Annotated in this window: 17 protein-coding genes; 1 reads left to right on the top strand and 16 read right to left on the bottom strand. The window is 56.5% G+C overall.

The window, feature by feature from the left end:
* Positions 1 to 18 precede the first annotated feature (18 nt).
* The 14 genes from FHS18_RS18120 to FHS18_RS18055 form a co-directional block, all read right to left on the bottom strand.
* Positions 19 to 1221: an MFS transporter gene (locus FHS18_RS18120; protein ID WP_183601507.1), complete on the bottom strand. Its 1203-nt coding sequence runs from the start codon at positions 1219 to 1221 to the stop codon at positions 19 to 21.
* Complete coding sequence (locus tag FHS18_RS18115) at positions 1218 to 2198, bottom strand: TIM barrel protein (RefSeq protein ID WP_183601506.1); 981 nt, start codon at positions 2196 to 2198, stop codon at positions 1218 to 1220. Before FHS18_RS18115 ends, FHS18_RS18120 begins: the two co-directional genes overlap by 4 nt.
* Complete coding sequence (locus FHS18_RS18110; RefSeq protein ID WP_183601505.1) at positions 2198 to 3070, bottom strand: carbohydrate ABC transporter permease; 873 nt, start codon at positions 3068 to 3070, stop codon at positions 2198 to 2200. The genes FHS18_RS18115 and FHS18_RS18110 overlap by 1 nt, the downstream gene beginning before the upstream one ends.
* Before the next feature lie 34 nt (positions 3071 to 3104).
* A complete protein-coding gene (locus FHS18_RS18105; RefSeq protein ID WP_183601504.1) occupies positions 3105 to 4007 on the bottom strand; it encodes an ABC transporter permease in 903 nt (300 codons plus the stop codon).
* Positions 4008 to 4086: 79 nt separating this feature from the next.
* On the bottom strand, positions 4087 to 5697 hold the full coding sequence (locus tag FHS18_RS18100; RefSeq protein ID WP_183601503.1) for an extracellular solute-binding protein: 1611 nt from the start codon (positions 5695 to 5697) through the stop codon (positions 4087 to 4089).
* Positions 5698 to 5948: 251 nt separating this feature from the next.
* Complete coding sequence (locus FHS18_RS18095; RefSeq protein ID WP_183601502.1) at positions 5949 to 8183, bottom strand: helix-turn-helix domain-containing protein; 2235 nt, start codon at positions 8181 to 8183, stop codon at positions 5949 to 5951.
* 357 nt (positions 8184 to 8540) lie between these two features.
* Entirely contained in the window at positions 8541 to 9827 is a 1287-nt protein-coding gene (locus FHS18_RS18090; protein ID WP_183601501.1) for an amidohydrolase family protein, read from the bottom strand.
* A gap of 15 nt (positions 9828 to 9842) precedes the next feature.
* Entirely contained in the window at positions 9843 to 10538 is a 696-nt protein-coding gene (gene wrbA, locus FHS18_RS18085) for an NAD(P)H:quinone oxidoreductase type IV (RefSeq protein ID WP_183601500.1), read from the bottom strand.
* Between the two features lie 22 nt (positions 10539 to 10560).
* Positions 10561 to 11577: an ABC transporter substrate-binding protein gene (locus FHS18_RS18080; protein ID WP_183601499.1), complete on the bottom strand. Its 1017-nt coding sequence runs from the start codon at positions 11575 to 11577 to the stop codon at positions 10561 to 10563.
* 128 nt (positions 11578 to 11705) lie between these two features.
* Entirely contained in the window at positions 11706 to 13058 is a 1353-nt protein-coding gene (locus FHS18_RS18075; RefSeq protein ID WP_183601498.1) for an amidohydrolase family protein, read from the bottom strand.
* Between the two features lie 35 nt (positions 13059 to 13093).
* Positions 13094 to 13957, bottom strand: coding sequence for an ABC transporter permease (locus FHS18_RS18070; RefSeq protein WP_183601497.1), 864 nt, complete (start codon positions 13955 to 13957; stop codon positions 13094 to 13096).
* Positions 13958 to 13960: 3 nt separating this feature from the next.
* Complete coding sequence (locus FHS18_RS18065; RefSeq protein ID WP_183601496.1) at positions 13961 to 15307, bottom strand: FAD-binding oxidoreductase; 1347 nt, start codon at positions 15305 to 15307, stop codon at positions 13961 to 13963.
* 40 nt (positions 15308 to 15347) lie between these two features.
* The gene (locus FHS18_RS18060; RefSeq protein WP_183601631.1) at positions 15348 to 16121 is read right to left on the bottom strand and encodes an ABC transporter ATP-binding protein; all 774 of its coding nucleotides are present in this window, start codon (positions 16119 to 16121) and stop codon (positions 15348 to 15350) included.
* Between the two features lie 4 nt (positions 16122 to 16125).
* Positions 16126 to 16944, bottom strand: coding sequence for a creatininase family protein (locus FHS18_RS18055; protein ID WP_183601495.1), 819 nt, complete (start codon positions 16942 to 16944; stop codon positions 16126 to 16128).
* A 281-nt stretch (positions 16945 to 17225) separates the two neighbouring features.
* On the opposite strand from FHS18_RS18055, the gene FHS18_RS18050 reads away from it, so the two are divergent.
* A complete protein-coding gene (locus FHS18_RS18050; protein ID WP_183601494.1) occupies positions 17226 to 18005 on the top strand; it encodes a DeoR/GlpR family DNA-binding transcription regulator in 780 nt (259 codons plus the stop codon).
* Positions 18006 to 18123: 118 nt separating this feature from the next.
* Here FHS18_RS18050 and FHS18_RS18045 read toward each other — a convergent pair whose 3' ends face one another.
* Together FHS18_RS18045 and FHS18_RS18040 are read right to left on the bottom strand one after the other, a co-directional pair.
* Complete coding sequence (locus tag FHS18_RS18045) at positions 18124 to 18777, bottom strand: DUF1961 family protein (RefSeq protein WP_183601630.1); 654 nt, start codon at positions 18775 to 18777, stop codon at positions 18124 to 18126.
* A gap of 46 nt (positions 18778 to 18823) precedes the next feature.
* Positions 18824 to 21463: an exo-rhamnogalacturonan lyase family protein gene (locus tag FHS18_RS18040; RefSeq protein ID WP_183601493.1), complete on the bottom strand. Its 2640-nt coding sequence runs from the start codon at positions 21461 to 21463 to the stop codon at positions 18824 to 18826.
* Between the last annotated feature and the right edge of the window lie 90 nt (positions 21464 to 21553).

The following is a 21553-nucleotide window of genomic DNA, read 5'->3' as shown; positions in this document are numbered from 1 at the left end:
CCTCCTCTGAATTCGTTCTTACGCATTCAACCTCGATTGCGTCCGAGAAGACGTTCCGGACCGCTTCACGATCACCAACAACAGCATCGCTCCGCAAGCCGCGCTCACCATGCAAGCGAGATTCATGGCCGCAGGCCCTCCTGCTTCCAACAAGAATCCATTCGTCAAATTCCCCGCAATCCCTGCTGCTCCGACGAAAACGACGTTGAACACGCTCTGCCCCGTAGCTTGCAGGTCTCTAGAAACTAGCGAACCGACATATTCGACGGCGGCGACATAAAACAGCCCGAACGACAGACCTTGCAATGCTTGCACGCCGACCATTACGGACGGGATCGGCAGCACATATTGGATTGCCCATCTGAGCACGTAAGCTGCCGCCGCCAGCATCATCGTGCGTTCCATGCCAAGTTTCCCGATAACGCGCGACGCAAGGAACATGGACGGCACGTTCGATAGCGCCGCGATCATGAGCGCAAGCCCCGATTGCTCATAACTTCCTCCCGACATCTGGAATACGACGACGAAATACGTATTGAACGCCGTCAGCGTCTGATTGATTAAGAGACAGGCGATTAGGAACAAAACGACTTTCATGTCCCTAAGCAGATCCCCTATGCCGGATAAAAACGATCGGCCAGTAAACGCCACCTCGGTCTCCTTCGGAAACGCGAGCACCACCGCCACGCCTAGACAGCCGAACGCGAAGAACGGCCACACAAGCGTATGCGGGGCATATGTCGCCACCAGCATGCCGGCGAGGTACCCGCCAAGCGCGTTGCCGACGCTCTGGAAACTGCGAATCGTGCCGTACGACGAGCCTGCCGCGCGAGCTGCCGCGACGGCATAGGCATCGCTGATCGGCGCTTGCGGCGAGGTGAACAAGATGACCACGAAGTACGCCGCGACGAGCACCGGCATTGACGCTACCGGATATAGCAGCGCAACAGCGGCCGGCACTGCCAAGCTGAGCAGTAATATCGTGCGCGTCAATCGGTACCGGTCGGCGATTCTCCCCCACATGAGCTGAGCGAAAATAATAAGGAAGGACGAGATCGACATGATGATGCCGACGTCATTGCGGTTCCATCCGCTTTCCACGAAGATGGTGCTCATATACGGGTTCAACAACCCGCCCGCAAGACCTGTCGCCAAGTAGAACGCGCGAAGCTTCACCAGCAGGAGAGACGTTGTTCGTACCATTGACGTCTGCGCAATCATCGGCGACTCGCCTCATTGATGCGCTCTTTCGCCCGCACGGCCAGCTTCTCGACGATCATCCGATGGCTCGCTTCGATCGTTTCCGGTTCGCAAGCCGCCTTGAGTTCGTATACTTTGATCGGCGCAGCTTCGATGACGGGGAGGAAACGGTCGAAATAACTATTGTTACCGCTGTGCACATACGGACACCAATGATCGGACAATCCGATCGTCTCGTGAATATGTACGCCCGCCACTTTTCCTTGCTTGGCCAATAGAGTGGCGTCGTTCTCATACAATCCCATTCGTTCCATCATCATGCCGTGTCCGATATCGTACCAGAGACCGACAGGCGCGCCGCCCAGCCGATCGATGATCGAAGCCGACTCCGCGATCGTCGGAATCTGATGGAACCGAGCGCGAGTCTCGATCCCGAAGACGACGCGATAGCCGCGCTTCGCGACAATATCGCACGCTTCTTCCAGACTCCGCGAGATCCGCTCGAGATAGACGCCAGACCGTTCAATCCTTCGTTCTGCCAGCTCGAGAAAACGCGCGCGATACGCCGATGATGCGGGACCTTGATCCGCATACAACCGTTTTAGCTCACCATCCGCATCATAGTCGAACGGCACCTCGCCGGGATGGACGACAACGGCGCCCGCGCCATAGCGGTCAGCGTACTCGGCGGAACGAACCATCAATTCGACGGCCCGCTTCCGCTTCGTCTCGTCGTCGAAGCCGAGAAGCACGGAATCGGTGCCGTAATCCGGATCGTCGATGAACGGGAACGTATTATGCACGCTCGAGACCGCAATATCCCCGCGTTCGATCATCGGTTCGATCGTTCGCAGCAAGTCGAACGTCACATTGTAGTTCAGTTCGATGTTCCGGAAGCCGAGGGATAGGATTTCCTCGATCATCGCAGCACCGCTTTCGTGTCGCTTGATATTCCAACAGGTTGAGAACGAGTAGTCTCCTTTGTCCGCCTTTTCCATCAGCCTTTCACCGATCCGATCATCACGCCGTTCACGAAGAACCGCTGCAGCCATGGATAGACGATCAAGATTGGCAGCGTGGCGAAGATGACGCTGGCTGCCTTCAGCCCTTCGGGAAGCACTTCGGACATGCCGGTTCCCTCCATACGCAATAGGTCGGTCGCTTGGCTGTTGTTAATAATTTGGTATAGCTTGAGCTGCAGCGGATAGAGCTCAGGTTTGGTGATGTACATGAGCGTGTCTTGGAATCCGTTCCATCGGCCTACCGCATAGAACAGGCTGAGCGTGGCCAGCACAGGCATGGACAGCGGGAGCACGATTCGGCCCAAGGTGCCGATGTGATTGCTCCCGTCTATCTCGGCCGCTTCCTCAAGCCCCGCCGGAATGCCTTTGAAGAAGGAGATGAGAATGATCAGATAAAACGGGCTGATCAGTCCGGGCAGCACCAGCGACCAAATCGTATTGAGCATATCGAGGTCGCGGATCAGAATGTACTCGGGAATCATCCCGCCGCTGAAGAACATCGTGATCAGGATGATCACCATATATAGCTTTCGTCCCTTGAGCTGCGACTTGGCGAGCGGATAAGCGGCCGCCACCGTCATGGCCATGCACAGCAGCGTCGTCATCAGCGTCAACAAGATCGTAAAGCCTAAGGAACGGATCATCGCCGAATCCGTGAACACGCTTTTGTATGCCTCTACGGTCCACTCGACGGGAAGCAGCGTCACTTCCCCCGACATGATCGCCCGGGAGGAACTAAGCGATATCGCGATTATATGCAAGAAGGGAGCCAGGCACAGCAGCACGGCAAGGATCACCAGTACCGTATTGGTCACATCGAAGATGCGGTTCGCTGTTCGTGCACTCATGCGCATTCATCCTCTCCATAGTCTGAAGTGTTGGTTACAGAATACTCTCGTCAGCCAGTTTCTTCGATGCGTAATTGGCGCCGAGCACGAAGATAAGTCCGACCACGGCCTGGAACAAACCGACGACGGTAGCCAGCGTATATTGCCCCGATTCCATGCCGACCCGATACACGAACGTACTGAGCACGTCCGAATAATCGCGCACCGCCAAATTGCCGATGACATAAGGCCTCTCGAAGCCGATCGTCATAATATGGCCAAGGTTGATAATAAGGAGCGTCACGATCGTCGTCTTGAGACTGGGCAGCGTAATGTACCAGATACGCTGGAGCCGGTTCGCGCCGTCCATATCCGCAGCTTCGAACAGTTCGCCGTTAATGCCGGTCAAGGCGGCCAAGTACAGGATCGTCCCCCATCCGGCGCTCTGCCACACGCCTGTGGCCAGATACGTGAACAACCAATGCGTCTTCTCGGTGAGGAACGGAACGGCATCGAATCCGAGCGCCGTGATCATATTGTTAATCATCCCCGATTGCGTGCCGAACACTTGATAGACGATGCCGCCAATAATGACCCATGAGATGAAGTGAGGCACGTACAGAATCGTCTGCGATACTTTCCGGAAGGCCTTGCTCTTGAGCTCGTAGAGCATGATTGCCAGGAACAGCGGCGCCGGGAAAGAGACGAGCAGATCAAGAAAGTTCAGCATGAGCGTATTACGGAGCGTCTTGTAGAACTCCTGATTCTGGAACACTTCGCGGAAGGCGTCGAAGCCGATCCACTCGCTGCCATGTATGCCTTGGAAGAAGTTGAATTCCTTGAACGCGATCTGAATGCCGTACATAGGACCATACTTGAAGATGGCAAAATAGATGAGCGGCAGCACCAGCAAGGCGTATAACTGCCAGTATCGAATGAAATAGGTCGAAGCTCTCATGGCGTCCCCTCCTCTTGAATTGCTTCCGCGAGCCGAGCGGCAGGCACATCAGCCCTCCCGCCGCCCGTAGCGCAAGGCGTTATCGCATCTCGCCGTAGACCGTCTTGCGCTCGTCCAGTATCGCCTGTCCGCCGCCGGCCATATATTCTTTCATAATCGATTCGTAGGTGGACTCGAATTTGTCCGGCGCCGCCATCGTCGTCTTAACGATCAGCTCCTTATACTTCTCGGCCAACGCATTGCCGTACTTCGATTCGGATTCGATCGGACGCGGCATGACGATCTGATCGATCTTGTCGACGTTCGAAATATCGACCGACGTCCGCATCAATTCGTGATATTCTTTGGGCACTTGGCGAATGTAAGCTTCACTGTTCTGCTGCGGTTCGCCGATAAACTTGCCGTTGACGATTATGGCCATATCGCCATAGTTGTACAAGCGGTCTTGAACGTCCTGCGGCGCCTCGGCATCCAGTACCGGAATGCCGTCCTCGAGCGCGTAGTTCTCGCCTTCCACGCCATTCTGCATGAAGAACAGGTGGTCTTCGGATGCCATCCAGTCCAGATATTTGATCGCTTCGACCGCGCGTTCGCTGGACTTCGGAATCATAATGTACATGGCGTTCGGTGCGTATCCCGGTTTCGCATGCTTGCCTTCGGCGTCCGTGTAAGGGTCGATCGGCGTAAACGTTGCCCCAGATACGTTCGTCTGCATGTTTTTGTACGTCGAGTTATATCCGAAGAACAGCTCGCCGGCATCTTCGCTGTATGCGCCGACCAGGCCGTTCTGCACGTCTTGCCAGATTTGTTTCTTGTCTTCGTCGAGCGCAAAATCCTTGCTGATCAAACCTTCGTTATAAAGTTTATTCATGAATTGCAGCCCATCCTTGAATCCGGGGAGGAGCACCGGATAATCGCTGGATCCGAGTTTCTGCGTCAGCGTATAGCGCTGTTCTTCCGTCAGCGGTTCGACGAATGACCAGAGCAGCGATTCGTATTGCGCGGGCGCCATCGACATGCCGAGCGGAATCATTTTGTCGCCGAGGCCGCCCGGATCCTGCGCCTTGAATGCCTTGAGCGCTTCATATAATTCGTCGGTCGTCTGCGGCACCGGCAGCCCTACTTTGTCCAGCCAGTCTTGGCGAACGTACGAAGCATATCGTCCGAGCACGAGACGGCGTCCCGGTATCGCGAGCTGCTGCCCGTCGATCTGACCGTACTTTAATGTATCTTCACCCAGGAATGCCTTCAGATTCGGTCCATACTCGTCGAGCAGTTCCGTAACATCGGTGAGGCCGCCTTGCGTCGCGTACCGATAGTAAGTCCCCGAATCGTACGTGAACACGATATCCGGCACATCATCTGCGCTCGCCATGAGGACGTTCAGCTTCTGAATTTCTTCCGAACGCGGGATCGGCACGTATTGCACGTCGATACCGCTCGTATCGCTGAAGGAAGACTTCACGTAATTCGTTAAGTAGTTGTTGTCGATCGACATCCCTGCAGGTGCGTTGCCGCGATCAAATACTTCAACTTTCAACGTTGTTCGCTCCTGTTCTCCCGAGGCGGCACCTTCCGCGCCTTCATTAGGAGCCGCATTCGAACAGGCAGACATTAGAACCGCGAACCCGGCCGTAACCGCAAGCATTTTCTTACTGGTTTTCCCCATCCTTCTCTCCATCTCTCTCATCTCCTCTTCGAACGTTCGTCCCGATTGCTTTCCCCGGGAACGACTCCAGTATGTCATCCGACCCTGACTTGCGACAATAAACTTGTTTTCAGACATAAACCACACATATAATGTCACTGTTATGGACGTTATTGACTAAAAATCTAAAATAAACCGTTCATCTTGCGAATTGGCGTCATATTCATGTTAGATAAAACATCACAAAAGACGGCCGATTCATCGAGTAATGAATGGCCGTCCGCGGGTTGGAATTATGATATAGCTTCATGCCTTTTGCGATAGTCGCCCGGCGTCACGCCGACGATACGTTTGAACATTCTGCCGAACGTAATGGAATTCGAATAACCGACTTGCTGCGCGATTTCTTGTTGGGCGAATCCTGTTTCGGTAAGCAATTGCTTGGCCTTGCCGATCCGCAGCGCCAGCAGAAAATCCACGAAGTTCTCATCGAACGCGTCCTTGAACATTTGGCTGACGTTCTTACCTGCCAGACCGAATCGGTCGGCAAGATGCTTGAGCGACAAATCCGGATTGGCGAAATTCGCTTCAATATAGTTTCGCATCTCGATAACGACGGTTTGCTGGCTGTCATTCTCGCAAGCCGCGACGTATAAGCGATACAACTCGCCGAGCGCCTCGGTGAAGTCCCATTCTAATTGGTCAAGCGTCTTGCCGCCGGTTACTTGTCGGTCGATGCCAATCTTCCACCATGCCTGCGCTACAGTTTCCGAAGTCCCGTTCCCGCTGACTATTTCTTTCTTCAACAACTTCGTTATCGTTTCAAGCACCGCATAGATTTCCCGGTCCTTCGTGCGATGGGAACGGAAATCGTCGAACAGCTCGGCAAGCGACGACTGCCAACGTTCCTGCGTTAACCGGAACGACTTGGCGATGTCCGCAGCGGCCGTCCAGTACCAGATCGTGTCTTCCAGATCGTAGTCTGCGACCTCTTCAGCCACGATTACGCCGTCATGCACGCGCGTGAGCTTATGATCGAGCGCCTCCTTCGCCGAAACATAAGACTCAGCAAGAGAGCGCCAATTCGTCGTCGACGTGCCGATGGCGAATACGAAGGAGATGCGGAAATTGTCCTCGATCCAACGCCGCGTGGACTCAGCCGCCTCCAGCAGCCCGCCCCTCCCCGTTTCGCCAGCTTCGAACGCGCACAGAATACCGACCCTTGTGCCGTTAATCCATTCGGTCCACGAAGATGCCCCGCGCCCGAACGCGTCTTGCATGAAGCTTTGCAGCGCAAGCCGCATGACCGAACGATCCTCGGCCGTGGTCCCTTCCTCGAACGACTCGGCGTTTTCGATTTCGGCCACGATGACGACGGAACCGGCATCGGCAGCCTCACGGCCGACTGGAGGAAGACCTTCCCGCCAGTCGGCCTCCTCGATGGAGTCCGTGCCTTCCAACAGATCCAGAAACGCCTGACGCCGTCTGGCGACCAAGCTTTCATGCCGTTTCTGCTCGTAAACGCCCGTCTGCTCGATCAATCGCTCCAAGGCTTGCCCGATGATCGATAGATCGTCGACCTTACGATCATCGGGCAAAGCTTCCAATTGAATCGACTCAAGCTTGTTCATCATTTTCTCGATAGGACGGTAATTTCGTTTCGCGACGTAAACGATGTAACCGAAACTAAGCACGATGGTGGCGAATCCGATCGCCACCCATACGTAGGAGATCAGCGAGAACCATGCGAACAGCTGGCCCGGTTGAATGCCGCTGCGAATCGTCCATTTCGTATTGGGTATCGGAATGCGTGATAGGAACGTCACGTCATCGGCGATCGATTCGCCTGATCCGGAAGCAATCGCCACGTCTCCCCGCTCGTCGACGACGTCCAGATAAGTGACTCGGTCATCTGCCGTCTCGTCGATGTATTGCCGCAGCACCCGTACGTCCGCATTGATAACCGCCAGCCCTCTGTCGCCGAACGGGACCGGAAGCCGCTTCACCAGCGAGATAACGGGCGTGGCAGAACCTTCGAACGGGGCACGCAAGTTACGAACATCGGACCAGATGTCCGTGGACCGTCCGGCGGTGAGGGAAGCTTCAACGAATTCGCGGTCAGAGAACGCATCCAGCCGGTACTTCCCGTTCGGCGTTAGCATCAATCGATCCTCTGCCCGGTACAAGTAGACGGAATGGATGAGCGGATTGTTATCGGTCAGTGCGCGCAGCGCATTGGACACGCCGTACATTAACAAGCTCTCGTCGACTTCCTCGCTTTCGCGCTGATCCGTGAACGTAAGTACGCTCTCATTGGCCGCCAACTCCTCGAGAGAAGCCGTCTCGATCTCATCCAAGGCACGCACCATCGTATCGGATATGAACTGCGCCGAGAGTCGATTCGCCTTCTGCGTCTCCTTCCGAGAGATGTCCGACACAATGACCAGTCCGAGCAGCACAATGACGGTGATGGCCATCAGGAAAATAGGGAAATAAGACAGTAATTGCTTCTTGTACCAACTTGTCAACGGGATCCCCACCTTTTTCCGCCGATAACTCGCGATACACGGGGTAGATTTTCTAACATCATACTTGATCAAAGTAAACTACACAAGAGTTCGCCGGAGATTCGCGTCATGTATTCTTACATAAAGAATTTGTTCTCCCTCCTCCAATCTTGGCTTCGCATCTTACGAACGTTATTCGAGTTCATGCCGGTGAAAATGTTGCTTCAAAACCGAATGCCTGTTAATTACCATCAGAATGAAACATCACCTGATGCATTATTCTCAAAATCAAAAACGCAAATAGACGCCCCGTCGTCATCCACGATGACAAGAGACGTCTTTGCTTTCCTGAGTGGCTCGCTTCTTTTCAACTCTTATTCACGCATGCTCGATCATCTGTCCCGCTGCGAGGCTCGTCACTGCCGGCGGCGTCTGCGCGACCAGGCGGCCGTTGCGGTAGACGTATCGTGGGGCGGGGCGCAGACGAATCAATTCGCTCGCATCGGCGGCATCGAACAGCAGGAACGAGGCCGGCGCGCCTACCTTTGGCCTGCCGTCTTCGAATCCGTATGCCTCCCCCAAATTCATTGCCGTCGCTCCGCCTCGCGTCAACATGCCGATTAATACCGAGAGCTCGGAGCGTCCGCACATATGGGCCAAGTGCGCCGCCATATGGGCCGCGTCAAGCGGATTCCCCGTGCCAAGGGGATAGAACGGCGTGCGGATATCGTCATGCGATAGGGCGACATTGACACCGGCGTTGTGAAAATCTTGTATGCGCGTAATCCCGCGGCCTTTGGGATAACCATCGTAACGGCCCTGCATGACGCTGTTGATCAGCGGGCAAGCAATGACCGACATCCCGGACCGTTGAACTAGGCCGAGTAGCTTTTGAAAATAAGGCTCCCCGTAATAGGCGGCGGCATTGGCATGGGCGGCCGCAACCCGCGAGGTTAACCCGGTGGACAACGCAAGCGAGGCGCAAACTTCAAGATAGCGCGAAGATTCGTCGTCCGTCTCGTCGCAGAAGACATGGACGAATGCATGATAGCGTTCGGCCAGGCCGAAAGCTTGGCGCAAGCTAAGCACGCCGTCCTCCCGGGTGTGCTCCAGATGCGGCACGGCCGAGACGCCGTCCGCTCCCATCCGCAGCGCTTCTTCCATTCGCGTCGCGTTCTCCGGACAAGCGACGATACCGTCTTGCGGGAAGGCGATGACCTGTATATCGATCAACTCGCGATACCGTTCCTTCAATTCAAGCACCGAACGCAGCGCGGTCAGCTGGGGATCGCCGATATCGACCATCGCCCGGAGATGGAGCGCGCCGTATCCAATATACAGTCGCAGCGTCCGCTCTGCCCGCGCGAGGACATCTTCGCTCGTCAGCGACTTCTTGCGAGAGGACCAGATCGCTATTCCCTCTCCCAATGTACCGCTCTCATTCCATAATGGATCGCCCGCGGTCAACGTCGTATCCAGATGCACATGGGGCTCGACGAACGGTGGAAGCAAGAGCCTGCCCTGTGCATCAAGCATTTCTACGGAAGCCGCATCCGGCATGCTGCCGATTGCCGCTATTTTACCTTGGCTAATCCCGACATCGGTATTCCCCTTGCTGCCGGGTAATCTCACATTGCGAACAATGAAGTCACACGATCCCGCCATCCTTATCACCGCCATTCATTGTATGCCTTTGCTCGCTTCCGCGAATCGTGCCACCCGAGCGGCAAGCCTACCTGCCATTCTCAGCTCCCGCTCGTCAGGCGAGCGGCTGCTGTCGGGACCGGCTAACGTGGACGGGCCATACGGAGAACCGCCGATCGCGTCAGCCGTCAAATATTCCGGATTCTGCGAATACGGCAGTCCGACATAGACCATCCCGAAATGCAGCAGCGGGACGATTGAAGTCAACAGCGTCGCTTCATGTCCGGTATGAATGGAGCCGGCGCTGGTCATGATGCCGGTCGGCTTCCCTTCCAACGCCCCGCTTGCGCATAGACTGCCGGACAGGTCGAGGAACGATTTGACTTGAGCAGGCATCGAGCCGTAATAGGTCGGGAACCCCCAGACGATGCCGTCCGCCCATCGCAAGTCATCCGTTACGGCTTCCGGCACATGCCGCTGGATAGCCTGCGCCGCCACGTACTTCTCCCATCTGGCCCCGACTCGGAACGTGCCGGATATCGCGCTATCCGCTTTGCCCTGGAGACGATCGGGATGATCCAGCAATGCCGTCACATTGTCCGGCGAACGAAACTCCGGAATACGGGCTAGCTTGACAACATGCCCTTCCCGCTCAGCCTCACGGGCGGCTGCTTCAGCCATCCGGTAGATATGCCCATACGCGCTGAAGTAGATGACTAATAGATTAGCCACATCCATCCCCCCTCCGGAACGTTTATTGGGCCGGCAGGAATTCATTCGTGAAGACCTTCTCCAGCGGTTCGGCTTCCTCGAGCATTCCGATATCGATCATTTGCTGCTGCAGCCCCGACCAGATCTCTTCACTCATATAACCGACGCCATGCGTCTCCGCGTCGCCGCCGTACACGAGTTGCTCTTGCGCCTTCGTCCCGTATGCCATCGCTTCGAGTTTCAGGTCCGGATTCTTCTCCTGCATGACTTTGTTAATTTCTTCCGAATTGTCCTTGTAATAATCCCAGCCTTTAATCGAAGCTTGCACGTACGCCTTCACGACGTCGGGATGTTCCTTCATATAATCCTCCGTCGTGTAGAGGATATTGCCGTATTGCTTATATCCAAGGTCGTAATTAAGGAAATACTCGACCTCCACGCCTTCCTGCTGCATGGAGAACGGTTCGCTCGTCACATAGATCTGGGTCGCGGCATCCGGGTCGGCGACGAAATTCGCGAGCGAACCGGTATATTTGAGTTCCGTCACGCCGTCTAACTTATACGCTTTCTTGAGGTATTCCCAATAGACGACGCCGCTGCCGACATAGACTTTATTGCCATTGAGCTCGGAAATATCTTTGAATCTTCCCTTGTGGAACATGATGCCCTGCGGATTCTTCTGGAAAGTCGCCGCGATTGCCACGAGCGGGATCCCGTTCTTGCGCGCCAACAGGATTTCGTCGGCCTGCCCCATACCGAACTCCGCCTTGCCGCCTGCAACGATCTGCGTGGAAGAGACGCCCGGACCACCGGACTGGATCGTCATATCAAGGCCGGCTTCTTCGTAGAACCCTTTGGCAAGCGCCGCGTACTGACCGCCGTGCTCGGGTTCCGCGAACCAGTTGGTCACTTGCGTAACCTTCGTAAGTTCCTTCGGCTCGGACGACGACGCTGCGGCGGGCGCATTGCCTGTGGTTTGCGCATTATTGCCAGTGTCAGCCGTCGTATTGGCATTGCCTCCGTTACCGCAAGCTGCCAGACTGATCGCCAACGCTAACATGGCGGTAAAACCACCTGTTCTTCTAAAAGCTCCTGCTTGACCCGTATGTAGCATGTTCTCTTCCTCCCTTTATCCCGCGAAATCTTGTTTATCTATGATCTACTTCCCGCTGCGCAGCCTCAGGAAGATCAATCCGTTGGAACAGCGCGTGGTGGCGAAGCAGCTTCTTCAGGCATGGCCGCTTCGAATCCGGATCGGCTGAATCGGGACGCGAACGTCCATTTCGCCTTGTTGTACACCCATCGCCCCGCAGGCAGCTCCTGCAGCAGTTCCTCTGCGGAAACGGCGTCTAGAACGACGAACCTTGCAGGGTTCCCAGGCGCAATGCCGTAGTCGGCAACCCCCGTGATTGCAGCAGGAATCGAAGTCAACATTCGCAGCACCGTGCCAATATCTTCTTCCCGTGCCATATGGGCGGCATAGGCGGTCATCAGCCCGTTCTGCAGCATATCGCCTCGACCGAAAGGATGGAAAGGATCTTGAATATTATCCGAAGCCGCCGCAACCAGGACGCCGGCCTCCAGCAACTCGCGGACACGCGTGACGCCGCGGCGGACATTGCCCCGGTCCCCCCTTCCTTGCAAATACAGGTTCACGGCCGGCAGCGTAACCGCAGCTATTCCGCATTCCGCCATCCGCGCTATCAGACGCTCCGCTTCATCTTGCTCCATCGCCGATAAGGAGCATAGATGCCCTGCCGTCGCACGGCCTGCGTATCCGAACCGTTCCGCGTGCTCGCAATAGACTTCGATGGTTTTGACCGAAGGATCGTCGGATTCGTCCGTGTGCAGATCGACCGGCTTATCGAACGCCGTCGCAAGCTTGAACGCCCATGCCAAGCTCGCTTGGGGATCCGGCGACAAATGCGGCGCCCCTCCGACGCCGTCGATGCCAATGCGCAGCGCCTCAGCAGCAAAATCGGTCCATTCCCGCTCCTTCGCTTGGTCGAAGTAGAAGATCGGGAAGTATTGAATATCTAATGCTCCATTCACGATCTCCCTCGCTTCAAGCGCCGCCTCGATCGTTCGCATCGCGATATCGCGGCCTAGATGCACGGGGACATCGAGATGGCTGCGCAATACAGCCGATCCGTATGAAGCTGCGCGCAGCGATGCTTTTACGATCCGTTCGCGAATGACCTCCTTCGTGAACGATGGCGCGACGGAGCGGTAGTTCACGATCGCTTCGAGAAGCGTGCCGGTTCGGTTGCGGACCCAAGGCAGCGAATACGCTTTGTCCAAGTGCATGTGAGCGTCGACGAATCCGGGCAGCATCGCCTTGCCTTCCATGTCGAGCCATGCCGCCGTCTTGAGCTCCTCGAACCCAAGCTGTCCGATCGGCTTATGGACCGGTGAAACAATGAAGTTTTCCTGGCGTTCGACCGCCGTGAACTTACCATCGCGAATCGTAACCGTGTAGAACCCCTTATCGTCAAGCAGCGGCAGCCTCACGTTGATGGCTTCTATCCCATCGATCATCATCGGTCATCCACGCTCCTTTCATTGACGGACTAACGTTAGCCTTCGGACGATTTCATCTCGGATTCGTGCCAGGAACTGAGCATCCACTTGGAGAAGGCATTCACCAGCAGGAAGAAGGCAATGCCCAGCAGCGAAGCGGATAAGCCGCACGCGAAAAGATAGGGTGTCTGAAGACGCGAAGCAGCAACGGTAATCGCATAACCGAGACCGCCTTTGCCGCCGCCGATGCCCGCGATGTATTCGCCGACGATCGCGCCGATGACGGCGAGCGTACACGAAATTTTGAGACCTGCCACGATGTAAGGAAGCGCGGCCGGAATACGTAAACGGAACATCGTCTGCATAGGAGAGGCATTGTACAGGTAGAAGAGGTTTTTCATGTTGTGCTCCGTTGAATCAAGACCAATAAGCGTGTTGGAGAGCATCGGGAAGAATCCGATCAGGAACGCGATGATGACGATCGCATTCATGCCTGCGCCGAACCAGATGACGATAATCGGGGCAATGGCTACGATCGGGATGGTCTGCATGATGATGGCGTAAGGATATACGCTTCGTTCAATGAACTTCGAACTGGCAAGCAGAATGGCGAACCCGACGCCTAAGATGATGCTTAGAATAATGCCGAGCACCGCTTCCACGATCGTCGTGTAGACCGATACCCACAGATTCGCGGCATTCTCCGTCGCAGCCAGGACGATATCCGACGGCTTCGGCAGCAGATATGGCTTCGTGCCGAGCAGGCGGCAGACAACCTCCCACCCCCCGATGAATAGGACGAAAGCGGCGGCAGGCGGACCGAATTGCCGATTCATCTTCCGCAGCCGCGACGCGGTTGCCGATCCTGCAGGGGATGTTCGGAGCGGTACGTTCGACTCGGTGAGCAGCTCTTCATGCATCGCTTATCCCTCCTGATTGGTCAAACTTTCTACCGGCGTCAAGAGTTTGCCGGGATTAAGCAGCCCGCGAGGATCATTCGCCCTCTTCGCTTGATGCATGACGTCCCATTCTCCGCGTCCGCCCTGTTCCAACACCCACGTGTGGGGATCGTTGATGCCGACGCCGATCGAGCGGAAGTAGGCAATAATCTCGTAGAGTCGTTCATGCGTCGTATAGCGAACGATCGGCAGCGAGGCAGGGACGATGCTGCCTGCGGAACGGATGAGTTCCAGATGCATGAGCACCTCGTGGCCGAATTTATTCTTGATCAATCGGACTTGCTCCATCAGACGATCCAACTTGAAGCCAGCTTGCAAATAGGTCAGAGACGGGTCGGTCTTCAGCGCCCATAGCGTCGTATGATTCCACGTAAAGTCGGACAGATTCATCACCTTCCGGTATTGCTCGGGCGGAATGGTATAGCCGATGCGACCGCCGTGAACGCTCGCGTGGGAAGCAATCGATTCTTCGCAGCCTTGAGCGATTTCCAGCATACAGACGCTGGCTCCATCCTCGAGCTTGGCGGCAATCGGCTTGAAATAGGACGGAATCGGCCACTCCATCGGAGATACGAGCCGCTTGCGAATCGAATCGTCGACCGCGACATCGTGAGCGAACAGGCACGCGGATTCGAAATCGTCGAACTGCGCGACCGTCTGCACCCACTCCACCTTGTCGGCGATCGGAATGACGAGCTCGGCGATAATCCCGGTCGTACCGTAATTATGGATATACGCCTGCAGCTCTTCGCCTTGGACAATCAGTCTGCGCGGCGTCTCTTCAGCGGTAAGGACGACCGCTTCCAGCACATTGCCGTCCCACAGATTACCCCAAGTAATGGACCCGATTCCCCCTGAGCCCCCGCATACGAAGCCGCCAACCGTCGCTTTCATGAACGTGCTTGGATAGATGCGCAGCTCCTTCCCCTGCTCGCGCAGCCGTTTCTCCAGCGCGCCGAGCCGAACGCCAGCCTGCACGCGCGCATAAGCGTCCGTAATCTCCAACACTTGGTCCAACTTGCTCAAATCCAGGACGATACCCCCCGATAGCGGAATCGCCTGCCCATAATTGCCGGTACCTGCGCCCCGGGTCGTAACCGGAATGCTGCGTTGGTAAGCGAAGTCCAATACTTCGGTCGCTTCTTCGACCGTTTGCGGCACGATTACCGCATCCGCGCTTTTATCCTTCAAGAGCGGCGCAAGTACAGGGGAATACCAATAGTAATCCTTCGATAACTTGTCGATCTGCGCGGGATTCGTTACCAACCGTTCCTCACCAAACACTTCCAGTACGTCCTTCATCCACTCCATGCATGCTCCTCCTCTCGATCTTGCCGCCCAGACTTGGACGTTAATGCTTTAACGTCATCGATACGGAATGGACGATTCTTCCGAATTCCGGCGTCGACCGGAACGTTTCGTCGCGCGGGAAAGGCACCGGCACGTCGATTACGTCATCGATCTTGCCCGGCCGCGGCGTCATGACGGCGATGCGCGTCGACAGGAAGACGGCCTCGAAGACGTTATGCGTCACGAACAGGATCGTCATCTCCGGATCCTGCCTCCATAAGGACAGCAACTCCAGTTGAAGCGTCTGACGCGTAATCTCGTCTAATGCCCCGAACGGCTCATCCATCAGCAACAATTTCGGCTTCGCGACGAGTGCCCTGGCGATAGACGCCCGCATCTTCATCCCGCCAGATAACTCGCGAGGCATAGAGCGCATATGGTCTTGCAACCCGACCATCGCGAGCACGCGTTCCGCCTCCTGTTGCCTCTCCTTGCGCGAGACGCCTCGCAGCGCGAGCGGCAGCATGACGTTGTCGATGACCGAACTCCAAGGCAGCAGCGTATGATCCTGGAACACGAATGCCGTGTCCGACCGTTTGCGGGCTTCATTCGCCGTAGTCCCCATGACGGTCAACTTACCGCCGGTCGGATTGGACAAGCCGGTGATCATTTTGAATATCGTCGATTTGCCGCAGCCGGAAGGACCGACGAAACAGAGGAATTCGCCTTCCCGAATCGATAGGTCAACCTCCTTCACCGCCGTCGTTCCATTCGGATAGACCTTGGACAACCGTTCCATGCGGACCCATTCCTTCGCTTCCGTGACCGCCGTCATCGCATCATCCCCTTTCAATGTCAGCACGAAGTGATTCCATGTCGAAAGCCGCGATTTCCATAAGCGCCTTGGCGAGCAGCGGCCCCGCCTCCTTCAACATCGCCTCTCCTCTCGCAGCGGTTGCTTTGGTGGCGTCACCGGCTACTCCGGTACGCGAGATGTCGTCCATCACCCAGGCGAACGATTTGGCCCGGAAGGAAAAGGATCGTGACGTCGGAAAACGCGGCAACTCCTTGGGTGCGAGCTCAGCGCGGACCCACTCGGGCCGTACCGCCATAACGAGCGATGTCTCGACGTCGCCGGCATGGATGCCGCCGGCTTTCTCCTCCTCGTCGGTGAAGGAATCGCTATAGCCGACCGCTCCAGGTTCCAACCGGTAGACGGCCAGCCCCGTCGCGATCCGGATTTCGCGCGCCATCATGCCTAGCAGATCCGCATTGCCGCCATGGGTGTTGAAGAGCAGCAGCTTGCGGAATCCGCTGCGGGCGAGCGACACGGCAATATCCTCGAGCACCGCCATCAGCGTCTTGGCCGAGAGCGTAATCGTTCCCGGATGTCCGGCATGCTCCGTGCTCTTGCCGTAACCGATCGACGGCAGCAGCCAGATCGGCGCGTCTTCGGGCAGACAATCGAATGCCGCCGCCATGAAGGATTCGCCGATGAGCGTATCCGTGTAGACGGGCATGTGCGGGCCATGCTGCTCAATCGCGCCGACCGGGAGGACAATCAAGACGTCGTCCTTGTTCATCGCCGCGATCTCTTGGGTTGTAAGCCTCGGCAAGAACCGGCGATCGTAGGCATTGCCTTGGTAACGGGACAACATCGTAACCACTCCCCCTTCAAGTTTAGATGTTAGGATATCTACCACCGACTTCTTCTAACCCATCGTGAAACTTCAATTTCAGTTGAGTTTTCTGAATTTTGCGTCACTTTTACTCACAAGTATGTAACAACAACTACCTCTTGATCACATTTATATCACACAAAAGAAACACTGTACACCTATTTTTTCACAAAAACGAACATTTCTCAGCTGACAGCGCATTCTTCGAACGATATAATGACATATAAGCTAACACATACCTGCTAAAGGAGGTCCCTCCCATGCTCATCGGAACGCGGCGCCATGAAATGATGAAGCTGCTGGAAACCAAACCCCAGATCACGATCCCTGAACTCGCCGAACAATTCAACGTCTCGCAGATGACGATACGCCGTGACTTGGATACGCTTCAGACGGAGGGCAAAATTCAACGCTCCCATGGCGGAGCCATGAAAGTGAAACGGTTCATGGGCGCGAAATACGAGGAACGAGCGAATGAACATAAAGCGGAGAAAGCCGCGATCGCCAAGGAAGCCGTCAAGCATATTCAGGACCATATGAGCCTGATTCTTGATGCCGGCACGACGGTTGCAGCCATGGTGGACGAATTGGAACGGTTCAAGGGGCTGAAGATCATCACCCGCGACCTGCATACGGCGCTCATGCTGTCCAATGAAGAGCGGTTCGGCAGCTTCGACGTATATTGCGCAGGCGGCAGAGTCAGCAAATGGGCGTACAGTAATGACGGCATCTACACGGAGCAGATGTTCCGTTCGATTACGGTAGACGTCGCGTTCCTTACTTGCGAGGCCGTCTCCCAAGCGAAAGGCGCTATGGCGTGGTCGCCGAATCTGGTCGGCGCAAGGCAGACGTCGATGGAGGCCGCAGGGAAAAGCATTTTGCTCGCCGATTCGACTAAGTTCAGCTACAATTCGCTGGCGATCTTCGCCGGCGTCGATGCATTCGACGAGATTATTACGGATAGCCGTCTGGACGAGTATGAAGCCGCTGCTTACCGAAAGGCGGGAATTCCGCTTTCGATCGTGCCGGGGGCCGGCTAGACGTAGTCATGGTGCCGACATCCAAACACGAAGAGCCCCTTGCTAATTCAGCAAGGGGCTCTTCGAATGGGCTAAGACAAGCGCACCAACCTTATCAATCTAACAGGCGCCTATATGGTTAAGACGGCACATAAACTCGAAGATTCGCATATTCGCCGATAAACGGCGCCATCTGGCGGAAACCAAGCTTGCCGCCGCCCAGACGCTCGCCATAAGTGGCGCCGTCGTCGTGCCATTGTAGGATGGGGAGCCCGTTGATCGTGAAGCTGATCTCTTCCCCATGCTTCGTGAGCAGCAACCGGTAAGGACCGATGCTATCCGCAACGCCAGGGATCGGATCCGCGCCTTGCGCCACCATGTGGAAGCCGTAGCTTTTGCGGAGATTGCAGGTATGGAACATGCGCTCCTGCGGCCAAAGCCTGCGAAAATACGACAGATGGTAAGCGTTCATCGCCCCATGGTGGTATTGATCGTAGATGCCAACGCGAGCCGGCAGCGCAGGATCGAAGAGATCCCGGCCATCCCTCCCGTCGGCCGAGAAGAACATAATCGCAAGCCCCGGTTCCCGGACGGGCCAGAACTCCCAAGTTATCGCGTAATCCGAGGGGAACTGCTCCGGGCACCAGAATACGATGTTCGCCGCCTGCCCTTCCTCTGCATCCCGTACGCTCTCGAGACGCATCCGACCGAGCGGGAAAGTGACTGCGCCGTCCCCTTCCATGCGGAACCCACGCACGTCCGTTTCGCGATGAAGCGGATTCTCATAGAACATCTTCCATCCATCCGGCACGCCGACTGGCGGGCTTCCTGCAGCTTCCTCATGCTTGGGCAAGCGATTCATCCTCCTGTTCTTCCCGATTCGTTAGTCGCTCCGGCAGCGCATCGGGAATTAACGCAAGCGCGATAATCGTATTCAGCGACCACTGCGCCGCTTCGTTCGTATTCATCCAATCGATCTCCTGCAATTCGTCGACATAAGCGACCGTTCTGGCTTGCGCCTGAAGATCCGTCTGGGCAAAAGGATTGCCGAGCAGCACTTTCCAAGCGGTCTGCGCCGTCTCTTCGTCTTGCTTGTATGCCGCGCCATAGGCGGTAATGGCGATGCTGAGCACCGGATGCTCGAACCGCCCATGCGAGATCGCCCCGCCGGTAATCGCGTCTTTGCGCTCCTGCGGCAAATTGTAGAACACGCCGAACTCGGCCAGCATCTCTTCCCACTCCTGGTCCTTCAACATGCCGGCCAGCTCGAACCATACCTGCGGCCCGCCCATGCAGATCGCCAGATGGCGCCCCCAATTGTCGTCGCCCATCGGCGTCAAGCGCCCGGTAACCGGGTCATAGCCATAGGTCGGTCCGGAGATGAGGCGGAAATTCGCCTGTTTGATGCAATCGATGCCTACTAGAATTTTGTCCCGATACGCCGTGTCCCCGTACCGCTCCCACCTCGTCATCCAGTTCGAACTGAAGGCCGCCCAGTCCGGGCCGACCCGGATATGCGTCGGATGCTCGTCATTGGGGAAATAAGCGCGCATCGGATCGAGGTTCACGGTGGTGTAATCCGAGTCCCTGACTTCGTCCATCATATCGCCGATCCGTTCGTCCGCCGTCAGGTAATAGTAGTAACGGTGCAGGCCAGCCATCCCGATGCGCGCCTCCTTGCAGCCGCAGCCCCAATGCACGACGTTATGCCTCGATCCCAGCCCCGCGTATTCGCCAAAATGATAAACGTCCACTTCGCTTGTATGCCGCGTCATCGCTTCGGCCAGGCGGAAAATATCTTCCCTGCCGGATCGCAGGAACATGATCCACAGCCACATGTTCGGCGCAAGCTCCGTATTCTGCCAGGCGCAGCCGCCAAGGTCATAGTTCCAGACATGCCGGACCGGATCATAGCTGTGCATGAAATCGCCGTAATCCCAGAATCCGTACCACTTCCGCTGTTCCACCTCCGCCTGATAGAAGGCGATGATGCCATCCAGCCGATCCTCCAGTTCCGCTCTTGCTGCGGTGCTCCGATCAGGCAGGCTCCAGATGCCGAAGGCGCCGGCCTTCTGATAATATTCGGGCTCGCAGATGAGCTGGGATGGAGCATTAAGTTCGCGATTCATCTGCGCCAGCTTCTCCGGATTCGGCGTATTTTCCAGGCACCACAACATAGCTTCACTCGTATTCGCGATGCCATAGGGGGTTGCCCGCAGCTCCTCCGCGCCTTCATAGGAAGATTCGACATGCGTGCGCGTATCGTAATGGCGCAGATCCATGCTTGCCGCATCCGGCGACCAGAACCACAACGTGAACTCCGCTTCCTGTTCCGCCATGCGCCGAGCTTCAATGCCGGCAGGCGCCTTGCGCCAGAAGTTCCGGATCCCCCCGGCCAATCCGCCTCCCTCGCTGCCGACGTACGACAAGCCGCCCGATCGACGCCCTTCCGCACATTTCAGCCAACAGCAATCCGCTCCCGTCCGCTTCCAGATCCGGTACTGCTCGGACGAATCCTGGACCAGCTTGAAGTCGTTCCACAGCGCCGAATCATCCAGCAAGCCGGCAAAATAATCATCGGCGCCAGGCTCGAAGCTTACCGTCTCCCCGGCCGTCTGCCGTTCGAACAGCTCCCGGTATTTGCCTTTCGTACGGCGAGTGTGCAACGTCTTGGGCGACTCGCTGAACCAGCCGCGATCGCCGGCGAAGCGAATATGCCGGTTATACTGAGGCCCTCGCATCGGCAGCTGGAACGTGATGCCGAGTCCGCGTATGTAATCCTCGTGCGGATTGCCGTCATAGTTGAAGGTATGGACGAGGCGGATCGACTCCAGACCGGCATAGACATACAGCCGCAGCGTAAAAGGAAGCCACTGCCGAGATCCCGCCGTATGGGCATGCCGTCCGTCGATGCGGATCACAGCGCGGACCGGACCGCTCTGTTCGACCGTCGTCCGCAGGATCGTACTGCGGAACTCCTCCTCCTTCACCACGCGCTCGCCGAACAGGCGACTGACGCTCTCCTTCAAGCATACAAGACGGCCGCCGCTGCATAACTCCTTGCCTTGCCGTTCGATGCTGCGTATCAGCTGAATGCCTTGCTTGTTCAGCGTGAGGACCATGACTCCCGTATTCAATCGGATCGTGTCCTCGTTCTCTGTCAGCTCGATCTGCTTCGGCTCGGAAGGCTTCGCGTTGTCCGCTTGCCCTTTCGCCTTATTGATGCTCCACTTGGCGGCATCGCCGTTGGCGCGGACCGCGGCGTGCGCCGACCATTTGACGCTGCCGTCCGGCCAATAGGCCGTCCACCAGCTCTGAAGCGCAGCTGCTTCATCGCCGTTCTCGTCCGTCAGCGTCAGCTGATCGATCGGGGTCAGTTCGCCTTCGCGCCACGGAATGCCCCAGGTTAGACCCGTCGGCATGCTAGCCGGCTCACCGAGCCATCGCAGCGGTATCGCGTTCGAAGCTTGCGTACTCATCTCACCACTCCCTCGCCATTTTCACCCAGCTACGACCCATGGTTTGCGTTACAAGCCGTAAGACTTTGCATGCAGCATAGGTCGCGCTGA

The sequence above is a fragment of the Paenibacillus phyllosphaerae genome, assembly GCF_014192105.1.
Classification (GTDB): Bacteria; Bacillota; Bacilli; order Paenibacillales; family Paenibacillaceae; genus Paenibacillus_Z; species Paenibacillus_Z phyllosphaerae.
Note: the sequence above shows the minus strand (reverse complement) of the source record. Positions and strands in the feature narration are given on the sequence as shown.